This window comes from Alkalihalophilus lindianensis (assembly GCF_032843265.1).
GTDB classification, from domain to species: domain Bacteria; phylum Bacillota; class Bacilli; order Bacillales; family Bacillaceae_D; genus Alkalihalophilus; species Alkalihalophilus lindianensis.
In genome coordinates, this window is sequence record NZ_JAWJBA010000378.1 from 1 (window position 1) to 269 (window position 269).

Annotated in this window: 1 protein-coding gene; it reads right to left on the bottom strand. The window is 43.5% G+C overall.

Going from position 1 to position 269, the window contains the following annotated elements; translation table 11 throughout:
- A partial coding sequence (locus RYX56_RS22655) for a ribonucleotide reductase barrel domain-containing protein (RefSeq protein WP_500660646.1) occupies positions 1–269 on the bottom strand: 269 nt, incomplete at both ends.

Below are 269 nucleotides of genomic sequence, written 5' to 3' on the forward strand. Positions count from 1 at the left end.
GCCGTTCATCCCCGTTATTTGTTTTTAAATCGAGGAAACCGTTCATGATATCTTTATGGAACACATCTAAGTAAACCGCTATCGCCCCTTGGCGCTGTCCTAATTGATCCACACTTACGGCTGTATCGTTTACCAATTTAATCCACGGAATAATACCAGACGAGTTTCCTTTGAATTTCTTAATATCGGAACCAAGGGCGCGAACTTTTCCGTAATAGATGCCAATCCCGCCACCGTCTTTACTTAGGCGGGCGATGTCCCAATTATTT